Below are 23,607 nucleotides of genomic sequence, written 5' to 3' on the forward strand. Positions count from 1 at the left end.
CTTATTCTTTGCGGGCTTGTTGTGCTTGCAGCTGGGCCCGCTCGCGGTCGAGCTCGGCCCGCAACTCGTCTTCGCTAGGCAGAACTAGTTTGTATTTGCTGGCAAATAGCTGCTCATTGTCGTGCAAGACTGAATAGCGCACCACCGAGGCATCCTTGTGCGTGCACAGGATAATGCCGACGGTAGGGTTGTCGTCCGGCCCACGCTTGAGTTCGTCGTACATGCGTACGTACATATCCATTTGCCCGATGTCCTGATGGGTCAGCTCGCCCCGCTTGAGATCGAAAATGACGAAGCACTTGAGTATGTAGTTATAAAACACCAAGTCGATATAGAAGTCGCGGCTTTCGGTGCTGATACGCTGTTGGCGGGCGACAAATGCGAAGCCCTTGCCCAGTTCGAGTAGAAAGGCCTGTAGCTGTCCCATTAATGCCTGTTCTAGTTCGCTCTCCAAAAGCGCCCCTGCACCCGGCACACCGAGGAATTCCAGCAGAACCGGATCGCGTACAAATTCGCGTGGACCCGCGCTCGGCGCCGCTAGTTGGGCTTCGGCTTCTCTTTCGACAGCGGCGCGGTCCTGGCTGGCCAGTAGCCGTTCGTAATACAGGGTTCCAATTTGACGCTCCAAGGCGCGCGAACTCCAGTTCTGCGTTGCCGCTTCGTTCATGTACCACTGCCGGGCCGTGTCACTGTCCACCCGCAATAGCGTCCGATAGTGAGTCCAGCTCAATTCGTGACGCAGTGCGTCACGAATTGGGAATGCCTGATAGAACAGGCGCATGTAGCGAAGGTTGGACGCATCAAAACCCTTACCGAATTCGGCAGTCAATGCCGTGGCCAGTTCAGACAACAGGCGTTTGCCATATGATGCGCGCGCAGCGCCGCCCTGTTCGAACTCAACGATATGTCGGCCCAGCTCCCAACAAGTTTGCACCTGGATGACATCGACAGCGCGTAGCGCGCGCTGGCGTGCCTGGCGGATCAGCTCCCCGAGTTCGGCCAGCAGAGCCTGCATACCTGGTTCCGAACCAGAAATTAGATTCGATTCAGTCATTTGCGTGATTTTCCGTTTAAAAGTTGGCTTCGCCTGCGGAGATTTGTTTATGAGCGCGACTATTGCCGGTTCTCTTCATGCCGCATGCCGTGTGCGCATTGGCGCACTTAACCCGGCTATTATCGTTCGGTTCGGGACGCTCGGCGTAGAGTGTCAACGCGGAGCGGGGTTCTAACCGCCGGGCCAGACGCCACCATCGGCAAAAATCGGTTGGATGAAGCTACCTCGCTCCGATGAGCCATGATAAAACACGCCCGCTTCGACAACAGTCACTGCAAAAGCACTTGGATTCGTTATCGTCAGGCGAAATGTCAATCGTGGATCGGCATTGCCGAGTGGTATAACATGTGCGGGTGCTACACGTAATTTGACGCGTGCTTTGTCAAGACCTGACCAAGTATTGATGATACCTAGTACGGCTCCCAAAAACGCAACAGCGAGCGTGACAGCCTTAAAAATAGAGATTTCGAGCATTTTTTCCTGAGAGACAGTTAGCGGCAACGGCTTGAAGGTCGAACCAGCAATTATTACATGGAGATCATGCACTTTTTACTGAGCCTGCAAGACTTTCGCGCCCTTGGTTCGATTACACTTCCAGCACAAGGTCTGCAAATTTGATTCGCAGGTCAGGCCGCCCCGGGCCAGAGGCATGATGTGATCAATTTCGAGCAGCAGATTCGTCACTTGGTGAGCTGATAACCAGCAGCCTTGACAAGTGTAGTTGTCTCGCCGTTTTATTTTTTCCCGTAGGCTGGAGGTCATCAAAGAACGCTGTCCTTCGATGCTGTTCCTGAACTTGACTAGGTCGCTCAAGTAAGCAATAAACTTATCTAGATTCTCGATATCCAATTTAATATCACACTTGGCAGAACTATTGCCGCCTGCAGATATGTAGTGGAACGTAAAAACGGGGAAGTACAAATTGCTGAGATCGATCGGCTGAAACCCGAGCTCTCGAGTCAGCCGTTTTTTGCTAAGGGTTGAAATGATTCTGGGAATGTTGTCATCGACCATCGAAATAATATGATTGCGCTCGTTCTCCAGCAAGTATTTTCCTTGCTCGGCTGCCGCGAAATTGTTGAGCACATGTTCAAACCTGGATAATGTTTCCTCGTCTACTCTAATGTCGAAGTACTTGCATAGGTACTTGAAGGGCTGACTGTTCGCATTCTTTAATACAGAGGCAGAGCAATTATGGATGCGATTGCTTTTCCCCAGCTCCTGCCATGTCCGACGCCTCATATTGTAGTGACTCGTATCAGAAAGGTCGCTGTGCCCGTAATCGGTAGACTTCACATGGAGGTAGGTGGACTTAAGCTCTTCAATATGTTGGTTCAGATCGTTGCAATCAGCCGTATGTCGGGCAATGCTACTTCTCACGAGAATAAACTTAGTTCCTTTAAAATACTGGTGTAGGTATATCTGATAGGTGATTAACGCAAAAACTATCCCAACAAAAATTTCCAGCAATTTATGTCCCTCGCTCAAGAAAATATTGTTAAAACCGGCAACGCTATTTGCTGCGATACCTAGGTGCTTCTGCTAAGAAAAAATATCTGGCAATATACGAGACATAGACAGGGCACCACGCCAATTTTCGTTCTGCAAAGAGAGTTCAATCGATCCTGGATCAGCGCTCCCCCAGCCGGTGCCGTCGTGATATGTATGCCCTTCTTTTTCCACGCGCGCACGCGCCGCCAACGCATTACCGCCATTGCAGGCAGCCAGTTTTTCCGGATCGTCGTACAGCTCAAAAATAGCGAAGCCGCCGACTAGCTGTAGCCGAGCATCGGAGATTTTTGAGGCTTGGCTGGAAAGTGGGAGTAGCAGAGCTAAGGCGAGCGCTGCAGCACGCGTTGAACCTGTTTCCATGGTCGAGGTGCGGATCGGTGAATTGTGCCGTCCAGTTTATAGGTTTTTCTCGTGTGGATCGAACTTTGCGGAAAAATGCGGTGAATGCGTGAATAGTTCCCTCATCAGCGTTTGTTGAGGCGATCATCAACGTCACAGATGTCTGTTTTTTGCCTGGAGACGTCGATCTTGAGGGGCATGAAGCTGATCGTCACCTTAACGAGGCGGCCGGGCTCAGCGCGCAACCGCCGGCATCTACTCATACAATATCCGGCCTACGGCAATTGCGCGCGCAGCCGTTCGATAGCGAACTCGGCGAACTGGCGCACCCGCGGCGACAGATGCAGCGCGTGCGGATACACCACCTGCAACGGCTCGCCCGGCGCACTGTACTCGGGCAGCACGCGCACCAGCGTGCCGTGATCGAGATCCTCGCTGACATCCCACAGCGCCTTGTAAAAAATCCCGCCCCCCTCGCGCGCAATCCCTTGCGCCGCATCGCCGTCGTTGCAGAAAAAGGTCGGCGTGATGGCGGCCGTCACCGCTTTGCCCTCGCGCTCGAACACCCAGTGCCGGGTCGAGTCGGCCCGGTACACGATGCAGGCGTGTCCGACCAGGTCCTCGGGCGTGAGCGGGGCCCCGTGCCGCTCGATGTAGCCGGGCGAGGCGCACATGATGCGGTAGCCGGTCGCGACGTGGCGCGCGATCATGCTCGAATCGTTCAGGTTGCCGAAGCGCAGGGCCACGTCGATGGACGACTCGACCAGGTCGACGAAGGCATCGTCCAGGCTCAGTTCGATACACAGGGCCGGGTGCTGGCGCTGGAAGGCGGCCACGATGCCGCTCAGGTAGCGCCGCCCGAAACCGCGCGGTGCCGCCACCCGCAGCAGGCCGGCGATGCTGGTGCGGCTGTCGGTCATGTCGGCCTCCGCGTCCTGCACCTCGGCCAGGATGCGGATGCAGCGCTGGTGAAAGCGCGCGCCTTCCTGCGTCAGCGACTGCCTGCGCGTGGTGCGGTTGAGCAGGCGCACGCCGAGCCGGTCTTCCAGCGCCGCCATGCGCTTGCTGACCACCGCCAACGACAGGTCGAGTTCGCCGGCGGCGTCGGTCATGCTGCCGGTCTGTACCACGCGCGCAAAAATGCTCAGGTCGAGGATGTTGTCGATCATCGGATTATCAACGCTGCGGAAAGTGTCATTGTGCTTGTCGCCCATGTATCAATAAAAGTGAAATAAATATAATCGATCGCCTTAACACTTTCAAGGAAGTAACATGAAAAAGACCGTCCTGACCGGCTTCCTCGCCGCCGCCTTATTCACCCTGGGTACGGCGGCGCCTGCGGCCTTCGCCCAGGCCGCGCCGGGCACCCGCATCAACAAGGTCCAGCCCGGCTATCATCATTTCAAGGTGGGCAATGTGAACGTGACCGCCTTGTCCGACGGCACCCTGGCGATTCCGCCCGGCGATCTCCTGACGAATGTGGCCCCGGGGCAAGTCGCCGCGCGCCTGGCAGCGACTTTCCAGGGCAGCCATGTCGACGCTTCCGTGAACGCCTACCTGATCGACAGCGGCGAGCGCCTGTTGCTGGTCGATACCGGTAGCGGCGAACTGTACGGCCCGACCCTGAACAAGCTGGTCGCCACCCTGCAAGCGGCCGGCTACCAGCCGGGGCAGATCACCGATGTGCTGGTCACCCACATCCATACCGACCATACGGGCGGGCTGATGGATGGCAAGCGCATGGTTTTCCCCAACGCCACGGTGCACCTCGACAAGCGCGAGCTCGACTACTGGATGAGCGCCGCCAACCGCAGCAAGGCACCGGAGGCCAGGCGCGCCCTGTTCGACCAGGCGCTGGCGAAGGTGAAACCGTACGTCGACGCCGGCAAGGTCAAGACCTTCGACGGCGCCACCGAGTTATTCCCGGGCATCCGTTCGATCCCCAGCTACGGCCACACGCCGGGCCACAGTTTCTATGCGCTCGACAGCGGCGGCGAAACACTGCTGTTCTGGGGCGACCTGCTGCATGTGGCGGAAGTGCAGATGCCGGACCCGGCGGTGACGATCGTGTTCGATGTCGACGCCAAGGCGGCGGCGGCCCAGCGCAAGCGCGCCTTTGCCGAGGCCGCGAAGGAGAAGTACTGGGTGGCGGGCGACCATGTCGCCTTCCCGGGCGTAGGCCGTCTGCGCGCCGACGGGGAGGGCTACCGCTGGGTGCCGATGCCGTACATTAACGATCACATCGTGCACGCTGTTCGATAGAGCAGGGAAACTGGTGTCCGGTGTCGAGGCCACCGGACCAGCCTGTCGCCGCATAAAACAGAGGCGGCGTACCCCCACAGCCTAAGCGCCTCATATGAACGCAACACGATCTGCGTCTATCGCGCCATCTCGCGTGCGCACGCGGCTTGTGGTAGACAAATCGCGCCGCTTCTTGCCGCCGCCTATTTGCCCGCTTCGATGGCCGCGACCGGCCGTGGTTCCGACAGCCACAGCGCCATGCCCAGCGCGGGAAACGCCATTCCTGCCAGCAGCACCGCATGCCAGCCCAACGCGGCGAACACCCAGCCGCCGAGCGCCGATCCGAGCGCGCCGCCGGCGAAGAACAGCGCGATGTACACCGAGTTCAGGCGGCTGCGCACGTCGGGCGCCATGCCGAAAATGGCGCGCTGGCCCAGCACCAGGCTGGCGGCCACGCCCATGTCGAGGATGATCGACGCTACCACCAGCACGCCCAGCGCCAGCTCGCGCGAACCCGGAATGAGCAGCGGCAGCGCAAAGGCGACCAGGCCCAGCGCCAGCGCCACGCCGGTGGCCGGCAAGGTCTTGCCGGCATCGGCCAGGCGCCCGGCAATCGGCGAGGCAATCGCCCCGGCCATGCCGACCAGCGCAAAGATGGCGATGCCCGTCTGCGACAGCTGAAACTGCGGCCCGGACAACATCATCGGCGTGACGGTCCAGAACAGGCTGAACGCGCCGAACAGGCCGGCCTGATACGCCGCGCGGCGGCGCAGCACGGGCGTGGTCTTGAACAAGGTCCACATCGAGCCGATCAGGCTGGCATACGGAATCGACGCGGTCGGCATGCGCTGCGGCAGCTTGAGGCGCAGCACGGCGCCCAGTATCAGGATCAGCACGGCCGCGCCGCCGAAGACCACGTGCCAGTTGCTGGCATCGGCCACCAGGCTGGCGACCGGACGCGCCAGCATGATGCCCATCAGCAGGCCGCTGACCACATTGCCGACCACCTTGCCGCGCGTGGCTTCGCGCGACAGGTGGGCGGCAATCGGCACCAGGATCTGCGCCGCCACCGAACCGAGGCCGATGGCCAGCGCGGCAAGCAGGAATACCCAGCCGCTGGTGCTGAAGGCGGCGGTCAGCAGCGCGATGGCGGTCAGCAGCAGGGCGCCGAGCACCAGGCGCCGGTTTTCCAGCACATCGCCGAGCGGCACGATGAACAGCAGGCCGATGGTGTAGCCGACCTGGGTCAGGGTGACGATCAGGCCGGCGGCCCCGGCCGACAGCCCGGTGGCGCGGCTGATCGGCCCCACCAGCGTTTGCGCGTAGTACAGATTGGCCACGATCAGGCCGGCGGCCACGGCCAGCAGCAGCACCATGCCGGACGAGATATCGCCTGTGTGTTCGGTAGTCGGTTTCATCTTGCATCCTCAAAAAATCAACTCGCGTTGAACTGAGGACATTGTAGACAAAAGCGGTAAGGTGATTATATGCTCATAATGCACCTACACTTTTCACAATACATGAATAATCGATGGGAAACGCGCATGGACAAGGTCAAGGCAATGCAGACATTCGTGCGGATCGTCGAGGCCAACAGCTTTTCGCGCGCGGCCGACAGCCTGCACCTGCCGCGCGCCTCGCTGACGGCGACCATGAAGAACCTGGAAGCATTTTTAGGCCGGCAACTGCTCCAGCGCACCACGCGCAAGCTCTCGCTCACGCCCGACGGCGCGCAGTACTACGCCCACTGCATCGCCATCCTGGCCGCGATCGACGAAGCGGAGCAACCGTTCTTCGGCGCGGACTCGGCCCGGCCCCGCGGCAAGCTGCGCATCGACCTGCCGTCGGCGGTGGCGCGCCACCTGATCCTGCCGCACATCGCCGCCTTTCATGATGCCTGTCCCGAGGTCGAACTGAGCATCAGCATCACCGACCGCCTGGTCGACCTGATCCAGGACGGCATCGATTGCGCGGTGCGGGTGGGACAGTTGCAGGATTCGTTGATGATCGGGCGCCAGATCGGCGAGATGCGCTTTGTCACCTGCGCCGCGCCGTCCTACCTGGCGCGTTACGGCGTGCCGCAGGGCATCGACGACTTGCATGGGCATCGCAGCGTGGTGCACTTTTCCGCGCGCACCGGGCGTCCGTTCGACTGGGATTTCCTGGTGGGCGACGCGGTCGTCAAGGTGGCCATCAGCGGGCCGATCGCGGTCAACGATGCCGACGCCAACCTCAGTTGCGCGCTGCAGGGGCTGGGACTGACGCAGGCCGCCACCTATCAGGTGCGCACCCATCTGGCCGACGGCACGCTGGTGCAGGTCCTGGCCGGCACGCCGCCCACGCCGATGCCGGTGTCGCTGCTGTATCCGCAGGGGCGGATGGCGGCGCCCAAGCTGGCCGCCTTTGCCGGCTGGCTGGCGGGGCTGTTCGACGCCGACCCGGACCTGGCGCTGGCCCCCCGCGCTTGAGGCGCGGCTCGGCGAGAATCGCTACGCCTCTTGGTGATTTTCATAATTGAACTTCAACTGCCTTGCTTGCAGAATAAGCCGCAGCCGCGCACTCGTCCATTGATACTGAAGCAATGCGCTTTAGTTGTACAATCGACAAATGAAGCGCTCCCAAAAATGAGGGGCGCCAGCGAGGCTAAAGGAGACAATCGACCATGTTGATGCCAAAATCGCATCGAATCGCGCTGCTGTTCAATGCCAACAAGATTTTCGACCGTGAAGTGATCGAAGGTATCGCCGCCTATCTGGCGAGCACGCGCAGTTCGTGGGACCTGTTCCTCGAAGAAGACTTCCGCCTGCGCCTGCCCGGTATCGAAGACTGGCAGGGCGACGGCGTGATCGCCGATTTCGACGACCCGGCCGTGGCCGCCGCCCTCGCGCGCAGCCGCATCCCCGTGGTCGCGGTGGGCGGCTCCTACGAAAACGTCGACGCCTACCCGGCCGGCGTGCCCTACGTGGCCACCGACAATTTCAAGCTCATCAAACTGGCTTACGAACACCTGATCGAAGCCGGCCTGCGCCACTTCGCTTTGTTCAGCCTGCCCGAAGCGCAGGAAAACCGCTGGGCCCAGGAACGCGAAAACGCCTTCCGCAGTCTGATGCGGCGCGACCGCATGGAAGCCGAAGTCTTCCGTGGCCAGGGCACCAGCGCGCCCTCGTGGGACGAGGCCGTGCAACAGCAGATCAACTGGCTGCACGGCTTGCCCAAGCCCTGCGGCATCATCGCCGTCACCGACGCCCGCGCGCGCCAGCTGATGCAGGCCTGCATGATCGCCGGCATCGAAGTGCCGGAACAGGTGGCCCTGATCGGGATCGACAACGACCCGCTGGCGCGCATGCTCACCCGCATTCCGCTCAGCTCGGTGATCCAGGGCGCGCAGGAAATGGGCCGCGCCGCCGCCCACCTGCTCGACCGCATGCTGCACGGGGCGCGCCTGGCCGACACGCGCATCCTGGTGCCGCCGGCCGGGATCAACGTGCTGGCGTCGAGCAAGCACGAACCGGCCAAGCACCCGCACGTGATGCGCGCGCGCCACTTCATCCGCCAGTACGCCTGCCAGGGCATCAAGACCGGGCAGGTGGCCGATTACGTCGGCATTTCGCGCTCCTCGCTGGAATCGTATTTCCGCCAGGAGCTCGGCTGCAGCGTGCACGACGAGATCCTGCGCTTCCGGCTCGACGCCGCCATCGCCATCCTCGGGCGCGGCGACTGCAACCTGGCCAATGTGGCGCTCAGCTGCGGCTTCACGTCGAGCCAGTACATGCATTCGGTCTTCAAGCGCGAGCTCGGCTGCACCCCGCGCGCCTACCAGGACCAGGCCCTGCAAGGGCAGGCCGAGCCGGCGGCGGCTCCTCAATTTCAACATGCAGATTCTTAATGACGACCAAGCAACCGATTGCCCTGGCTGTGCCGCGCGCCGCCGACCAGCTGTTCACCTTGCGCAACGCCAACGACATGCGCCTGACGATCAGCGAGCGCGGGGCGGCGCTGGTGTCGTGGTGGGCGCCTGACCGCTATGGCAAGGTGGCCGACGTGCTGCTCGGCTATCGCGACGCGGACGGCTATGCCGACAACAGCGCCTACTTCGGCGCCATCATCGGGCGCTGGGCCAACCGCATCGCGCAGGGCCGCTTCATGCTCGACGGTGCGCAGGTGCAGGCCGCCGTCAACGACCGCGGCAATCACCTGCACGGCGGCGACGCCGGCTTTCACAAGGCGCGCTGGACACTGAGCGCGTCCGATGCCGGGGTCTCGCTGCGGCTGGTGTCGCCCGACGGCGACGGCGGCTTTCCCGGCAAGCTCGACGTGCAGGTGCACTACCGCCTGGACGACGAAGGGCGCCTGACCATCGACTTCGAAGCCGTGGCCGACGCGCCGACGCCGGTCAACCTGACCGCCCATCCCTACTTCAACCTGAACGGCGGCAGCGCCGACGTGGGCGACCACATGCTGCAGATCGATGCCGATTTTTACCTGGAGACCGATCCGGGCGGGATTCCGGTGGGGGTGGCGGCGGTGGGCGGCACGCCGTTCGACTTCCGCCAGCCGGCCGCGATCGGCCCGCGCCTGGGCTGGCCCGATGCGCAGATTCGCCTCGCGGGCGGCTTCGATCACTGTTACTGCGTCAAGCCGCATGCGATGGGCCGCACCGGGCCGCTGCGCGAGGTGGCGCGGGTGTACGACCCGGGATCGGGGCGGCGCTTGCAGGTGTCGACCACCGAACCGGGCTTGCAGTTCTACAGCGGCAATTCGCTCGCCGGCGTGCAGGGCAGGGCGGGGCGGCCGTACGCCAGGCACGACGGCTTTTGCCTGGAGGCGCACGCGTATCCGGACCAGCTGAACGGGCAGTGCGCGTCGGCGGTGATCTTGAGGCCGGGGCAGGTGTACCGGCAGACCACGGTGTACAGGTTGTCCCTGCAGTCGTGACGCCGTGTGTGGGTATCAGAAAACGCTACTTTGTGTATTGATTTGTAACAACTTACCATAGGAAACTATCGATTCAAGCCCGCTGCCTTAAAATGCGTTCCAGTAAGCAATAGCGAAACAGGACAGGAACAATCAAGGTGCTTGAAATACGACGGATTCAGATTGCCGGCACAGGAATGGCGCTGCCGGCGCAGTCGACGAGCAGCGAGCAACTCGACACTCGCCTGGGCCTGGCGCCGGGGACGAGCTGGAAGCAGACGGGCGTACGCCGCCGCTTCCTTTCAACAACAGAAACGGCAGCCCAGCTCGCAGCACAGGCTTGCCGCGAGGCAATGGCGAACGCCGGAATGGACTGGGGCGACATCGATTGCATCGTCGCCGCTTCGGCCACAATGGATCAGGCGCTGCCCTACAACGCGGCCCTGGTGCATGCCGAACTCGGCCTGTCGAAACAGCGCACCACCACCTTCGACATCAACGCCAGCTGCCTGTCCTTTCTGGTGGCGCTGGACACCATGAGCTACCTGGTCCAGGCCGGCCGCTACCGGAATATCCTGCTGGTGTCGTGCGACATCGCCACCTTCGGCATCAACTGGAACGATCTGCGCGAGGGCGGCATCTTCGGCGATGGCGCGGCGGCGGCGGTGATCCGCCGCACCGGCCCCGCCGGGACATCGGCCATCCTGTCGTCCAAAGTCGACACCCTGTCCGCCGGCGTCCACCATTGCCGCATTCCGGCCGGCGGTTCGCGCTACCACCCGCGCCGCGTGCTGGACGTGCCCTTCGATCCGCTGACCGTGTTCCACATGGAGGGCAAGGCCGTGTTCAAGCTGGCCAGCGAAGCGCTGCCGGATTTTACGGCAAGGCTGCTGGCGGACGCCGGCGTCCGCATGAAGGACCTGGCGGCCGTGGTTCCGCACCAGGCCAGCCAGCTCGCGCTGACGCATCTGTCGCGTCGCCTGGACATTGCGTCCGAACAGCTGGTCGACATCTTCGCCGACTACGGCAACCAGGTCGCGGCCTCGCTTCCCACCGCCCTGCACATCGGCCTGGCGAACGGGCGCTTTCGGCGCGGCAGCACGATCATGCTGCTCGGTACCGGGGCCGGCCTGACCATGGGCGGGATGGTGCTGACCGTATGAAGGTCGTGGTCACGGGCGGGACCGGATTCCTCGGCAGGCATGTGGTGTGGCGCCTTGCCGCGCGCGGCCACACGGTCGTCTTCACGGGCCGCAATGCCGGCGAAGCGGCGACGGTCACGGCGCTGGCCGGCGCCGGGGTCGATTTCGTCCAGGTCGACCATGGCGCGGGCGCGGCGCGCGCCATGCTGTCGGACTGCTGCCGGGAGGCGGACGCCGTCGTGCATTGCGCGGCGCTGTCGGCGCCATGGGGCAGCAGGCAGGCGTTCGAGCGCAGCAACCTCACTGCGGTCGACGAGCTGCTCGCCGCCTGCCGCGAACGCGGCGTCGCCAGGCTGGTTCACATCTCCAGCCCCAGCATCTACTTCGACTACACCGACCGCTTGCAGGTGCGCGAAGACAGCCCCTTGCCGCAGCCGGTGAACGAGTATGCCCGTACCAAGCGCGCTGCGGAAGAACGGATCCTTGCGGCGCGACTGCCGCATGCGCTCATCCTGCGCCCGCGCGCCATCTTCGGTCCCTGGGACAATGCCTTGTTGCCGCGCCTGCTCCGGCTGATCCGCCTGGGGCGCGTGCCGCTGCTGCGCGGCGGCCGGGCGCTGATCGACCTGACCTATGTCGACAATGTGGTGGACGCGGTCGAAGCCTCGCTCGCGCTGTCGGTCAATCCGGCCGGCGTGGCGCCGGTCTTCAATATCTCGAACGGCGAGCCGGTCGAGATCGGGGAGCTGTTCGCCCGCATCGCCACCTCGTTCGGCCTGCCGCTGGAAGCGGCGCCGCGGCCGTATGTGCTTGCCGACCTGGCTGCGCGCGTGCTGGAAGCCGGCGCCCGCCTGGCGCCCGGCTGGGAGCCGCCCTTCACCCGTTATTCGCTCGCGACCATCGCCTTTTCGCAAACCCTCGACCTGTCGCGCGCCGCCGCGCTGCTCGGCTACCGGCCGCGCGTCGGTATCGACGAAGGCATGCGCAAGACCAGCGCGTGGTGGCGTGCGTCGATGGGACAGCATCCGACATGAAACCGATCAAATTCCATCTGCTGAAAGCCGGACACTGCGCGCATCCGGAATGCGTCGCCATGCGTGGCGGGCGCTGGGCCAGCCTGCGCTTTCCGGCGCTGTGCGGCGTCATCGAGCATCCGCAACGCGGCGTGATCCTGTTCGACACCGGCTACAGTTCGCATTTCTTCGATGCGACGCAGCCGTTTCCCGAACGTGCCTACCGCTGGGTCACGCCCCCCACGCTCGCGCCCGGGGAGTCGCTGGTGGCGCAGCTGGCGCGTAGGGGCATTGCGGCCGACGCGGTCCGGCATGTCATCATTTCGCACTACCACGGCGACCATGTCGCGGGCCTGAAGGATTTTCCGGCGGCGCGCTTCTGGTCGACCCGGGCCGATTTCGATGCCCTGCGCCGGCGCACGCGCCTGGGCAACCTGTTTCATGGCTGCCTGCCGGCGCTGCTGCCGGCCGATTTCATGACGCGCCTGGACTTTGCCGACCAGGCGAAACGCATGGCGCTGCCGCGCGAATTCCATCCCTTCGACAGCGGCTTCGACCTGCTCGGCGACGCCAGCGTGGCCGGCGTCCCCTTGCCCGGCCACTCGGACGGCCAGATGGGACTGGCCTTTTGCCGCGCCGACGGCCGCCACGTGTTCCTGGTGGCGGACGCGTGCTGGACCCGCGAGGCGCTCGACCAGCACCGGCTTCCCACCTGGATCGCCAGCCGCCTGTTCGACAGCCAGCGCGATTACGCCACGACCTTCAGCCGGCTGCGCCAGCTCGCCGCAGGCACAACCGAAGTCGCCATCGTCCCCTCGCACTGCGAACAGACCTGGGAGGACTGGCAATGAAACTGGCCGATACCTTGCGCCTCGGCGCCTATCTGGCGCGCACGCGCTGGCTGCTGCGCTTTCGCGGGCGCGCCGCGTTCGAGCGCTGGCAGCAGCGCCAGGTGCGGCGCTTCCTCGACACGCACCTGCCGCGCAGTCCGTACTACCGGCAGTATGCGGGCCAGCCGCTGTCGGCGCTGCCCGTCATCGACAAGCAGGCCATGCTGGCGCACTTCGACGGCATGAACACCGCCGGCATCGGCCTGGACGACGCCACCCGCGCCGCCCTGGACGCCGAGATGACGCGCGATTTCGCGCCCGAGTTGCGCGGCATGACGGTCGGCCTGTCGAGCGGCACCCAGGGACCGCGCGGCGTATTCCTGGTGGCGCCCGAGGAGCGGGCGCGCTGGGCCGGCATCATGATGGCGCGCACCTTGCCGGCAGCACTGATGCGCCGCTTGCTGATCGGGCGGCGGCCCGTAAAGGTGGCGTTTTTCCTGCGTGCGAACAGCAATCTTTACTCCACCCTGAAAAGCCGCCGCGTGGATTTTCGCTTCCACGATCTGGTGCAGGGCGTCGATTCCCATCTGCCCGCGCTGATCGAACAGCAGCCCGACCTGCTGGTCGCTCCCGCCAGTATCCTGGCCCGGCTTGCGCAACACGCGGCCAACGGGGTGCTGCCCATACGGCCGCAGCGCGTCATCTCGGTGGCCGAAGTGCTGGAAGCCGACGACAGGGTGCGCATCGGGCAGGCCTTCGGCCTGGACGTGCACCAGCTGTACCAATGCACGGAAGGCTTTCTCGGCTATACCTGCGAGGAGGGCGTGCTGCACCTGAACGAGGAGTACGTGCACATCGAGCCGGAATGGCTGGACCGGGAGAAGACGCGCTTCGTCCCCATCGTCACCGACTTTTCGCGCACCACGCAGCTGATCGTGCGCTACCGGCTCGGCGACGTGCTGCGCGTGCGGTCGGCGCCGTGCACCTGCGGCGCCCCAGGCCGTGCCATCGAGGCGGTCGAAGGACGGTGCGACGATGTGCTCTGGCTGCCGGGCGCGCGCCAGGCCGGCTTGAGCGCACTTTACCCGGACATGCTGCGCCAGGCGGTAACGTCGGCGCCCGCAGCGCTGCCGGACTACCGCATCGAGCAGCACGGGATGGCATGGCGCATCGCCGTCGCCGACGGGGCGCAGGCGTCCCATGCCGCCTTGGCGGCGGCGCTGCAGCGCCTGATCGCACGCCACGAACTGAGGCCGCCGGCGTTCCAGCGCATGCCCTTCGTCGATAGCGACGCCCATGTCAAGCGCCGGCGCATCCGCTGTGTCCAGCGCCCCGCGACCAGCCAGGAAAACCATGCCTAAGGTACTGATACTCGGAGGCCGCGCACCTGTCGCCGCCGACCATGCCCGCCGCTTTGCCGGCCAGGGCTGGACGGTCCATATCGGCGACAGCATCCCCTGCCGCAGCTCGGGATGGTCGCATGCGGTCCGCTCCACGATTGCGCTGGCGTCGCCGCGCTTCGACCCGGCGGGGTTTATCGCGGGCCTGTCGCGTGCCATCGCCGAGCATGCGATCGACCTCGTCGTCCCCACCTGCGAGGAAGTGTTTTACCTCTCGCGCTACCGGCATGCACTGCCGTCGTCATGCCGCATCCTCGCGGACGATTTCGACAAGCTGCGCTCCCTGCACAGCAAATGGGATTTCCTGCAACTGGCCGACGCCTGCGGCGGCAAACCGCCGGCGAGCGCCCTGGTGCACAGCATCGGTGAAGCGATCGACTGGGCGGCCGGCGCGCCGGCGGTGCTCAAGCCGGAGTTTTCGCGCTTCGGCGTTCACGTACGCATCTATCCGGAGGGGATTGCGGCCGATGCCCCGGCATTGGCGGACATGGGGCGCTGGGTCGTGCAGCACTACCGCCCCGGACAGGAACTGTGCTCGTACAGCGTGGCCGAACAGGGGCGCCTGCTGGCCCATGCCGTGTACCTGCCGAAGTATCGCCTGAAGCGCAGTTCGAGCTATTACTTCGCGCACCATGCGTCCGAGCGCATCGCGGCGTTCGCGGCGCGCTTCGTCGCGCGCCAGCATTTCACGGGGCAGATATCGTTCGACTGGATCGATGCCGGCAACGACAGCCCGGCGGTGATCGAATGTAATCCGAGGGCCATCAGCGGCGTCCATCTGTTCGGCCGCGGCGATGTGCTGCCGGCCGCCCTGGACGGCACCGCGTCCGGGCTGGTGACGCCATCGACGCGCCGCGCGCGGATGATCGCCCCCGTCATGGCGAGCGCCGGCCTGGCCCAGGCGCTGGCGAATCGCCGCGTCGGCGCCTGGCGCCGCGATTTCCTTGCTGCGGACGATGTGCTTGGCGTTGGCGGCGACCGCCTTCCCATCGCCGGCGCCGTGGCCGACATGGGCTCCTACCTGGCGCTCTCGCTGCGCCAGCGTTGCACGCTGCGCGAAGTGGCCACCCGCGATATCGAGTGGGATGGCGAGGCGCTGGCGCAGCCCTGAACGGCCGGCCAGGGGCAGCGCTCGCACGTCAACAAGCAGTCACAATTGGACTGTATCGTTTGCCGGTGCCCGGCTGATTCAGCCTGAATCAGCCGGGCAAACTGCGTAGCACGTCCGCGCCGGCAGCGCAAGCTAGTCGAATCGATATGGCGCGCGCCAGTACCGGCAGGCATTACGCTATGTCCGAGCTTCCCGCGACACCGGCCATCCCTGAAAGGCGTATCGAATGAAAAGAGAATCACACTCCGTCAAATCGACCACCCCGGCTTTGCTGAAAGCCGTGCTGGCGTCCTGCATCGCATCGACCGCCGTGGCGGCGCATGCCGACGACTTCCCGAAATGGAATGCGGCCATCACCAAATACAATGAAGCCCAGGTGAGGAATTTTCATCCGACCTTCGACTTCGATTCGGATGGCTGCTATCCGGCCACGCCGTTTCACCGTAGCGAGAACCTGCGCCAGAATCCGGGCAAGAACGCCACCGGCAGCGTGTCCGGCGCGTGCCGCGACGCCGACTGGACCGTCTACGCCAACACCGTGCACCGGCAGATCTGCAAGGCCAGCGTGGAAGGCGCCGACAGCATCCTGCGCTGCGCCCATTTCTACGAGCTGTATTTCGAAAAGGACCAGGCCATCGGCCTGACCTTCCTCGGCGGCCACAAGCACGATGCCGAAACGGTGATCGTCTGGACCGGCAAGGTGAACGACCAGCCCGATTTCATCTCGCACGTGTCCACCAGCGCGCACGGCAAATACACCACCCGCCCGTTCGGCCAGTTGCAGACGCACAAGGGGCACCCGCTGGTGGTGTACCACAAGGACGGCGCCGGTACCCACGCCTTCCGCTTCGCCAATGCCGAAGACAAAAGCCGTGTCGAGTTTCTCGGCAACTGGGGCGAGTTCTATGCGCCCGATATCATCAGCCATTACAGCGCGGTAGCGGACTGGAACAGCGACGAAACCGTCCGCTACCAGGCCAACCGCCAGTACCGGCTGGCGCTGGAAGCGTCCAATTTCGGCAGCGCCACCTTCAAGACGCGCAACGACAATGAGATCGCCAACGTCGCCAACAATACCGTGCCGCGCAGCGACGCCTTCTGGCAGAACACCGCGTTTTCGCTGGACGATGTCTGGAGCACCAGGGCGAGCGAATTGAAGGCGAACTATCCGCAGACTTACCTGCAAATCCGGGAATAGACGGCGGGGCGCCGCCTCGCAAGGCGAATACCACAGCGCGCAACTTGCCGATTGTTTAATCATCCCATCCAGCGAAGTATGAGTTCGTCGGTGCCGTGACGCCCCTCCAGGGGCCGCCGGCACCGATCCCGACCTGCGCGACCCCGGCTCCCCGCCGTCCTCGCAATGGCGACAGGTACGCGAGGTATCTGTCTCAGGCATCGCTGTCGGATGCTGATGGTTTTTCCCTACCCACTCTGCCGCACCCCAACGCCCTGCGCCACGGCGTTGCCGTGCGCGTGTGCGCGGCGCAAAGCGTTCGATAAAAGAACGCGCGCCATTTTCTATTTTTCTTCATTGGAGACAACCATGAAAAATACGGTACTCGCCGCCAGCCTCGTGCTGGCCTTCGCTTCCGGCGCCCAGGCCGCCATCGACGCCAGCACCTTCGTGGGCGCCAGCACGCCCCTGCAAACGGCCCTGTACGGCGTGCGCAACTATTCCGCGCCCGTGCTGGTGAAAGGCTTGCACGACCCGGCCAACTACATGGCCGCGCCCAGGCTGCCGGCCTGGCAGTTCGCCCAGGCCGATCCGAGCGGCGGCGTGCTCACCTTCGAGCGCCAATCCGCGCCGGCGACCGGCTGGCATACCTGGTCGCGCAAGGGGAAGGTGGTCCTGAGCGGGGGCGGGGCGGCGCGCCCCGACCGCATCTACACCGTGTTCAACGGACAGCAACTGGTGGCCGCGATCAGGCAGGCCGGCAACGAACCGAAGATCATCCGCGTGGTCGGCCATATCGACCTGCGCTGGAGCGAAAACAACACCGTTTTCCGGGAGTACACCAGCTACTCCGATCAAAAATACGGCGGCTCGGTCAACCTGCCGTCGAATACGACCCTGGTCGGCATCAACGATGCCCAGGGCCGGCCGGCGCGCATGACCGGCACCTCGCTGCTGATCGGCGGCGAGCTGGCGCTGGCCCAGGGCGGCGACGCGGAAGCCGACTTCAAGAAGTGGATCAAGGACGGCAAGGATGGCGACGACTATCCGACTTGGACCCGCAACGTCATCGTGCGCAACCTGGTGATCGATACGCCCTGGGACGTGAACCCGGAAGATGAAGACAATGCCTACGCCGACGGCATCACCGTCTCGCGCGGGCAGAACATCTTCCTCGACCACCTGAGCGTGAGCGACGGCGATACGCCCGAGTCGATCGCCACCGGTTCCTGGAAGACCCGCCACGACGGCGCGCTCGACGTGGTGCGCGGCAGCGATTACGTGACAGTCGCCAACAGCTCTTTTTCCAATCACCACAAGACCACGCTGGTCGGCAATGGCGACGGCGGCCGCGCCTGGAGCGACGAGGGTCGCCTGCATGTGACCTTTTCTGGCAACTGGTGGAGCGCGGTGGCGGCGCGCCTGCCCCTGAACCGCTACGGGCAGGTGCACATGTTCAACAACTTGGTCAGCGGCAACGTCGTCACCAAGGAAGCCGGCCTCAAGTTCGAAAGCGGCACCGATGCGCGCTACCGCTCGAACATGCTGATCGAAAATAACTACTACAACGTCACCGGCCTCAAGCTGTCCGAGTTCTGCGGCAAGGCGATCAAGGGCAAGGGCTTCATCGGCTTTCGCTCGTCCGGCCACGTGTTCACCAGCGACCGCGCCGGCACCAATGCGGTCGACGGCCAGTGCGGCATGGCGCCGCCGGACGCGGCCAACCTGTGGACGCCGCCCTACCTGTATGCGCTGCAGACGGCGACCTCGGCCCTGACGGCCGTGCAAGCGCAGGCCGGCGCCGGCAAGCTCAGGTAATCACACCACCCGGGTCAGGCGGCGCCCGCCCGAGGGCACGCCCGGGGCCGCCAGCGCGGCCGGCGCGCCGCCTTCGTACAGCTTGAAGCCGCCGACGATCTTTTCCAGGCTGGCGGCCTGCTGTTGCAGCGACTGCGCGGCGGCCGCCGCCTGCTCGACCAGGGCGGCGTTCTGCTGGGTGGTGTCGTCCAGCTCGGCGATCGCCTGGTTGACCTGGCCGATGCCCAGGTTCTGCTCGGCGCTGGCGCCCAGGATGGCGCCGATGATGCTGGCCACCTTGTCGGTGCTGGCGACGATCTGCTGCATGGTGGTGCCGGCCTCGGCCACCAGCGCGGCGCCCTTGTCGACCCCGGCCACCGATTCGCCGATCAGGGCGTTGATCTCCTTGGCCGCCGCCGCCGAGCGCTGCGCCAGGTTGCGCACCTCGGAGGCCACCACGGCAAAGCCGCGCCCCTGTTCGCCGGCGCGCGCCGCTTCCACAGCCGCGTTCAGCGCCAGGATGTTGGTCTGGAAGGCAATGCCGTCGATCACGCTGATGATGTCCACGATCTNAGCCGCGTTCAGCGCCAGGATGTTGGTCTGGAAGGCAATGCCGTCGATCACGCTGATGATGTCCACGATCTTGCGCGACGATTGCTCGATCGCCCCCATGGTGCTCACCACGCTCGAGACGATGCTGCCGCCCTGCGCGGCCACGCTGGATGCTTCGCGCGCCAGCCGGTTGGCCTGGCTGGCGTTATCCTCGTTGTTCTTGACGGTGCTGGTCAGTTCCTCCATCGAGGCGGCCGTCTCTTCCAGCGAACTGGCCTGCGCCTCGGTGCGCGAGGACAGGTCCTGGTTGCCTGCCGCAATCTCGCGCGAGGCCAGCGCGATCGACTGGGTGCTGATGCCGATCTGCTGCAGCATGCTTTGCAAACGTTCGATAAAGGCGTTGAAGCTGCCCGACACGGCGTCGAATTCCATCCCGCCGCCGGGCGGCAGGCGGCGGGTCAGGTCGGCGTCGCCGGCCGACAGGGCGTCGATATTGCCCTTCAAGACGTTCAGGCGGCGCATCAGCATGCGGATGCCCAGGATGATCAGCACCAGCATGGCGATGGCGATCGGAATCTGCACCACGCCCAGCGTGTGCAGGATGCGGTCGCTCTGCTGGCTCAGCAGATGATTCGGCAGGCCGGTCGCCAGCAGCCACGGGCTGCCCGGAATGGTGGCGATGAACAGGGTATGGCCGGTGCCGTCGCTGCTGTAGGAGGATTCCAGCGCGGCCTTGTCGCCCAGTTGCGGCAACACCTTGGCCACCTGCGCCGCGAACGGCGAGGTCGATGCCAGGTCGCTGATGTTCTTGAGCACGATCTCGCTCTTGATATAGGTGCTGTTGCTGACCACCTTGCCGTCGTGTTCGAGAATCAGGATCTGGCCGTGCACGGCCGCTTCCATATCGGCCACCAGGCGGTTGAAAAAGCCCAGCGTGACGTCGACCGTCGAAACGCCGAACAGCTCGTCGCCCTTGTAGATGGCCATTGCGCAGTTGGTGCGCGGCTGCGGGCTGGCGTCGTCCTTGTAGGCCTTGGCCCAGGCGCACTGGCCTTTGGGCGCCCTGGCGCCGCCTTGCCACCATGGCTGCTCGAAATACTTGAGCGACTCGGGCGAATTCCAGTGGGTGTTCACTTGCAATTTGCCTGACGCATCGCGCGCGTAAAAGGTGCTGAACTTTTCCTTTTCCGGATCGCGCTTTTTCGGCACCGGCCAGATGCCGCCGCCGAAGACGTTGACATCGCCGTACTGGTCGACCAGGCCGGGCAGCAGGGTGTCGATCGCCGCGCTGTCCATCAGCGCCACGGTCTGGGTGATGGCGCGCTGCTGCGCTTCCACCTGCTTGAGCTGCTCGGTGATCTTGATGGCGATGTTGTTGACATCGTCGCCGATCAGTTCGCCCTCGGCGCGTTTCAGCTCCGGCGTGATGAACAGCGAAATCGCCACCAGCGTAATGAGCAGCAAGGCCATGAAAATGGCGGAGAACAGGAGGGTGAAGCGCGATTGGCTGGAGCGGAAGTAGTCGTTCAAGGCGGGCCTCTGGCGTGGTTGATGGCTGGTGCAGTGCACCACCCACGCGCGCGCATGGGGGCTCTGGAAGACTATGCTTGTAGGCAACAACTGTCAAACGTGCGGGCCGCATTGCGCTCGATACGCAACACATGCGCGCCGCCGCCCATCCCTTGCCTTGAGCCGGAGTGCTAGGATAGTTGCCCGATTTGCCTTGCGCAAAAAATAACATGGCTGACGAAAGACGCTCCTGTATGAACATTCCATGGTTGAAAGCCGCGCTCTGCGCGTCGACGCTTGCCGCCGCCGGCATGGCCTTACCCGCCAGCGCATTCGGCGGCGTCCACAAACTGACTTGCGTCGGTCCCGGCGACGCGCGATTCCTGCTGCGTTCCGAGTACAAGCGGCGGCTGTGGCAGGCCGGCAGCGACAGCAGTTGGCAAGTGCGCTACCGGATGCCTGGCGCCCGGGGCCGTGTCGTCGACGTGCCGGGCCAGCTGGTATTTACCAGGGAAGACGATGCGCCTTGTTATCTGCTGGGGGTGATCGATGGGATGGCCTTGACCGATAAAAGTTTTCTGCAAGCGGACGGGCGCTGGTTCGACAAGGAAAAACTCCCTCCCGCATTCTGGTTGACTGCGGCGACCGCGATCGAGCTCGGCCTGCACAAACAGATCGCCGCGCTGGGCGCGACGCCGCACGACCGGGGCTTGCTGCTTCCCCGCCAGGGCCGCCTGGTGTATGAAATTGCATTGCTTGCGGAACAGCCGCGCGGCACCAGCGTGGTCGCAGTCGTGCAAAGCACCTCCGCCGACGAGGGACGATCCTGGGCGCCGCTGGCGGTCACGACCGACGCACAGATCTATCAGTTGGGCAAAACCCTGGAAGCGCAGGGTTTCGGCGCTCGCCTGCTGAAGTAAACGTGGTCGCGGCGCTGCTGATAATCATGATCGCCCTTGGTGGATTTCATAATAGAAAAAACCCAACACACAGTGCACCATCTATCCCGTGATGCCGGGCAAGGGGCGAGTTCCCCGGCCGGCATCGAGTCCAATCGGGAAGAGAGACATGACAGATTCAGACAAATCGATGTTGCCGGTCGATGCGGAACGGGCCTTGCTGGTCGGCCGCGCCTGGCGCGCCGGCGCCGGCCCTTCGGTGGTGGTGGTGCGCGGCGGCCAGGTGATCGACATCAGCGCGCACGCCGCCACCATGGCCGGGCTGCTGGAACGCGCCGACGCCGCCGACATCGCCCGCAACGCCCCGGGCGACGCCCTCGGCACGCTGGCAGACCTGCTGGCGAACGCCAGGACCGACGGCACGCGCCTGCTGGCCCCCAGCGACCTGCAGGCGATCAAGGCCTGCGGCGTCACCTTTGCCGTCAGCCTGCTCGAACGGGTGATCGAGGAACAAGCCAAGGGCGATCCCGCCCGCGCCGGCGAACTGCGCGCGGCGATGCAGGAATGCATCGGCGACGACCTCTCGGCCATCAAACCCGGCTCGCCTGCGGCGGACAAGCTCAAGCAGGACCTGATCGGGCGCGGCCTCTGGTCGCCTTACATGGAAGTGGGCATCGGCCCGGACGCGGAAGTGTTTTCCAAGTCGCAGCCGATGTCGGCCGTGGGCTTCGGCGCCGATGTCGGCCTGCATCCTGATTCCAAGTGGAACAATCCCGAGCCGGAAATCGTGCTGGCAGTCAATAGCCGGGGCCAGGTGCGCGGCGCCAGCCTGGGCAACGACGTCAACCTGCGCGACGTCGAAGGCCGCAGTGCCTTGCTGCTCGGTAAGGCCAAGGATAACAACGCTTCCTGCGCGATCGGTCCCTTCATCCGCCTGTTCGACCAGCATTTTACGATCGACACCATCCGCAACGCCGAGGTCAGCATGCTGATCGAAGGCGCGGACGACGGCTTCCGCCTGGCCGGCGCCAGCCGCATGCGCGAAATCAGCCGCGACCCGCTCGAGCTGGTCGGGCAGGTCTGCGGCAGGCACCACCAGTATCCGGACGGCTTCATGCTGTTCCTGGGAACCATGTTCTCGCCGATCAAGGACCGCGATGCGGCCGGGGCCGGTTTTACCCATCACCTGGGCGACCGCGTCAGCATTTCGACGCCCTCGCTGGGCACCCTCGTCAACGAGGTCCAGCGCAGCGACCAGGTCGCGCCGTGGACCTTCGGCGTGCGCGCCCTGTTCGACAACCTGGCCCGCCGCGGCCTGCTGAAAATTTCCCAATGAACGAAGCGAGAATGACCTACGCGATTTACCCCGGCCTGGCAGGCAAGACGGTGCTGGTGACGGGCGGCGGCAGCGGGATCGGCGCCGAGATGGTGATTGCGTTTGCGCGCCAGGGCGCACGCGTGTTCTTTGTGGACATCGCCGAGCAAGCCTCGCTGGCGCTGGCCGACGCGCTGGCCGATTGCGCGCATCCGCCCGTGTTCCTGCCCTGCGACCTGACCGACCTGGACGCGCTGGCCGCCGTCTTCGCGCGCATCGGGCAGCGCGGGGTGACGGTCGACATCCTGATCAATAACGCCGCCAACGACGACCGCCACGGCATCGCCGACGTCACCCCGGCCTACTGGGACCAGCGCATGGCGGTCAACCTGCGCCACCAGTTCTTTTGCGCGCAGGCGGCGGCCGAGGGCATGCGCGGCAAAGGGCAGGGCGTGATCCTGAACATGGGCTCGATTTCCTGGCATCTGGCCTTGCCGAACCTGAGCCTGTACATGACGGCCAAGGCCGCCATCGAAGGCTTGACGCGCGGCCTAGCGCGCGACCTGGGCGCCGATGGAATCCGGGTCAACTGCATCATTCCGGGGGCCGTGCGCACGCCACGCCAGGAATTGCTGTGGCACACGCCGGATGAAGAGGTCAGGATCCTGGCGGGACAATGCCTGCGCGAACGGGTGGAAGTGCAGGATGTGGCGGCGCTGGCGCTATTTCTGTCGTCGGATAACGCGGCGCGCTGCACCGGGCGCGAGTATTTTGTCGACGCCGGCTGGTACGGAGCATGAGC

21 protein-coding genes are annotated in these 23,607 nt (G+C 64.4%); 14 read left to right on the top strand and 7 right to left on the bottom strand.

Going from position 1 to position 23,607, the window contains the following annotated elements:
- Position 1 precedes the first annotated feature (1 nt).
- From EJB06_RS24720 to EJB06_RS24740, 5 genes are all read right to left on the bottom strand, one after another.
- Positions 2-1,015: a PDDEXK nuclease domain-containing protein gene (locus EJB06_RS24720; protein ID WP_229427270.1), complete on the bottom strand. Its 1,014-nt coding sequence runs from the start codon at positions 1,013-1,015 to the stop codon at positions 2-4.
- Positions 1,016-1,225: 210 nt separating this feature from the next.
- Positions 1,226-1,528 (bottom strand): hypothetical protein, encoded by a 303-nt coding sequence (locus EJB06_RS24725; RefSeq protein ID WP_126076690.1) that lies wholly within the window; start codon positions 1,526-1,528, stop codon positions 1,226-1,228.
- 75 nt (positions 1,529-1,603) lie between these two features.
- Positions 1,604-2,542, bottom strand: coding sequence for an HNH endonuclease (locus EJB06_RS24730; RefSeq protein ID WP_126076691.1), 939 nt, complete (start codon positions 2,540-2,542; stop codon positions 1,604-1,606).
- 54 nt (positions 2,543-2,596) lie between these two features.
- A complete protein-coding gene (locus EJB06_RS24735) occupies positions 2,597-2,926 on the bottom strand; it encodes a hypothetical protein (protein ID WP_126076692.1) in 330 nt (109 codons plus the stop codon).
- 254 nt (positions 2,927-3,180) lie between these two features.
- Positions 3,181-4,074, bottom strand: coding sequence for a LysR family transcriptional regulator (locus EJB06_RS24740; protein WP_126076693.1), 894 nt, complete (start codon positions 4,072-4,074; stop codon positions 3,181-3,183).
- A gap of 103 nt (positions 4,075-4,177) precedes the next feature.
- Between EJB06_RS24740 and EJB06_RS24745 the strand changes: the two genes are divergently transcribed.
- The gene (locus EJB06_RS24745; protein WP_126076694.1) at positions 4,178-5,167 is read left to right on the top strand and encodes an MBL fold metallo-hydrolase; all 990 of its coding nucleotides are present in this window, start codon (positions 4,178-4,180) and stop codon (positions 5,165-5,167) included.
- Between the two features lie 182 nt (positions 5,168-5,349).
- Here EJB06_RS24745 and EJB06_RS24750 read toward each other — a convergent pair whose 3' ends face one another.
- A complete protein-coding gene (locus tag EJB06_RS24750) occupies positions 5,350-6,564 on the bottom strand; it encodes an MFS transporter (RefSeq protein WP_229427271.1) in 1,215 nt (404 codons plus the stop codon).
- 144 nt (positions 6,565-6,708) lie between these two features.
- Here EJB06_RS24750 and EJB06_RS24755 point away from each other — a divergent pair, with 144 nt between their 5' ends.
- From EJB06_RS24755 to EJB06_RS24800, 10 genes are all read left to right on the top strand, one after another.
- Complete coding sequence (locus EJB06_RS24755; RefSeq protein ID WP_307720474.1) at positions 6,709-7,614, top strand: LysR family transcriptional regulator; 906 nt, start codon at positions 6,709-6,711, stop codon at positions 7,612-7,614.
- Between the two features lie 194 nt (positions 7,615-7,808).
- Positions 7,809-9,032: a XylR family transcriptional regulator gene (locus tag EJB06_RS24760; protein ID WP_126076696.1), complete on the top strand. Its 1,224-nt coding sequence runs from the start codon at positions 7,809-7,811 to the stop codon at positions 9,030-9,032.
- Positions 9,032-10,081: an aldose epimerase family protein gene (locus EJB06_RS24765; protein WP_126076697.1), complete on the top strand. Its 1,050-nt coding sequence runs from the start codon at positions 9,032-9,034 to the stop codon at positions 10,079-10,081. Before EJB06_RS24760 ends, EJB06_RS24765 begins: the two co-directional genes overlap by 1 nt.
- A gap of 332 nt (positions 10,082-10,413) precedes the next feature.
- Positions 10,414-11,223: a 3-oxoacyl-[acyl-carrier-protein] synthase III C-terminal domain-containing protein gene (locus EJB06_RS24770; protein ID WP_229427272.1), complete on the top strand. Its 810-nt coding sequence runs from the start codon at positions 10,414-10,416 to the stop codon at positions 11,221-11,223.
- Complete coding sequence (locus EJB06_RS24775; protein WP_126076698.1) at positions 11,220-12,236, top strand: NAD-dependent epimerase/dehydratase family protein; 1,017 nt, start codon at positions 11,220-11,222, stop codon at positions 12,234-12,236. Before EJB06_RS24770 ends, EJB06_RS24775 begins: the two co-directional genes overlap by 4 nt.
- Entirely contained in the window at positions 12,233-13,066 is an 834-nt protein-coding gene (locus tag EJB06_RS24780) for an MBL fold metallo-hydrolase (RefSeq protein WP_126076699.1), read from the top strand. Before EJB06_RS24775 ends, EJB06_RS24780 begins: the two co-directional genes overlap by 4 nt.
- Positions 13,063-14,406 (top strand): F390 synthetase-related protein, encoded by a 1,344-nt coding sequence (locus EJB06_RS24785; protein ID WP_126076700.1) that lies wholly within the window; start codon positions 13,063-13,065, stop codon positions 14,404-14,406. Before EJB06_RS24780 ends, EJB06_RS24785 begins: the two co-directional genes overlap by 4 nt.
- The gene (locus EJB06_RS24790; protein ID WP_126076701.1) at positions 14,399-15,556 is read left to right on the top strand and encodes an ATP-grasp domain-containing protein; all 1,158 of its coding nucleotides are present in this window, start codon (positions 14,399-14,401) and stop codon (positions 15,554-15,556) included. The genes EJB06_RS24785 and EJB06_RS24790 overlap by 8 nt, the downstream gene beginning before the upstream one ends.
- A 226-nt stretch (positions 15,557-15,782) precedes the next feature.
- Entirely contained in the window at positions 15,783-16,754 is a 972-nt protein-coding gene (locus tag EJB06_RS24795; protein ID WP_126076702.1) for an NPP1 family protein, read from the top strand.
- Positions 16,755-17,102: 348 nt separating this feature from the next.
- Entirely contained in the window at positions 17,103-18,551 is a 1,449-nt protein-coding gene (locus tag EJB06_RS24800; protein WP_126076703.1) for a pectate lyase family protein, read from the top strand.
- Here EJB06_RS24800 and EJB06_RS24805 read toward each other — a convergent pair whose 3' ends face one another.
- Positions 18,552-20,552: a methyl-accepting chemotaxis protein gene (locus EJB06_RS24805; protein WP_126076755.1), complete on the bottom strand. Its 2,001-nt coding sequence runs from the start codon at positions 20,550-20,552 to the stop codon at positions 18,552-18,554. It abuts the gene before it with no gap.
- 293 nt (positions 20,553-20,845) lie between these two features.
- Between EJB06_RS24805 and EJB06_RS24810 the strand changes: the two genes are divergently transcribed.
- The 3 genes from EJB06_RS24810 (at position 20,846) to xylB (ending at position 23,605) form a co-directional block, all read left to right on the top strand.
- Positions 20,846-21,511 (top strand): hypothetical protein, encoded by a 666-nt coding sequence (locus EJB06_RS24810; protein WP_126076704.1) that lies wholly within the window; start codon positions 20,846-20,848, stop codon positions 21,509-21,511.
- 148 nt (positions 21,512-21,659) lie between these two features.
- Positions 21,660-22,826, top strand: a complete 1,167-nt coding sequence (locus EJB06_RS24815) for a fumarylacetoacetate hydrolase family protein (RefSeq protein ID WP_126076705.1) — start codon at positions 21,660-21,662, stop codon at positions 22,824-22,826.
- Between the two features lie 11 nt (positions 22,827-22,837).
- Complete coding sequence (xylB, locus tag EJB06_RS24820; protein WP_126076706.1) at positions 22,838-23,605, top strand: D-xylose 1-dehydrogenase; 768 nt, start codon at positions 22,838-22,840, stop codon at positions 23,603-23,605.
- Positions 23,606-23,607 lie beyond the last annotated feature (2 nt).

The organism is Massilia atriviolacea (assembly GCF_003953935.1).
Lineage (GTDB): Bacteria > Pseudomonadota > Gammaproteobacteria > Burkholderiales > Burkholderiaceae_D > Telluria_A > Telluria_A atriviolacea.